Annotated in this window: 2 rRNA genes; both read right to left on the bottom strand. The window is 46.2% G+C overall.

The annotated features are described in order from the left end of the window. Positions 1-2: 2 nt before the first annotated feature. Positions 3-118 (bottom strand): 5S ribosomal RNA (gene rrf, locus AC1DJR_RS34235). A gap of 49 nt (positions 119-167) precedes the next feature. Then, a 23S ribosomal RNA gene (locus AC1DJR_RS34230) occupies positions 168-302 on the bottom strand; the annotation flags it as partial.

Here is a 302-nt window from a genome sequence, read left to right as displayed (position 1 = left end):
TTGCTTGGCGACGTCCTACTCTCACAGGGACAAGGTCCCAACTACCATCGGCGCTAGAGAGCTTAACTTCCGTGTTCGGTATGGGAACGGGTGTGACCTCTCTGCCATCATCACCAAACTATGAAGGTATATTCCTTCAAAACTAGATAACATTWGCTTCATATTATATGGTTAAGTCCTCGATCTATTAGTATTCGTCAGCTCCACATGTCACCATGCTTCCACCTCGAACCTATCAACCTGATCATCTTTCAGGGATCTTACTAGCTTACGCTATGGGAAATCTCATCTTGAGGGGGGCT

This window comes from Bacillus sp. 05T31 (assembly GCF_056396725.1).
The sequence above is the reverse complement of the archived record's forward strand: the minus strand, read 5'-3'. Positions and strand labels throughout refer to the sequence as shown.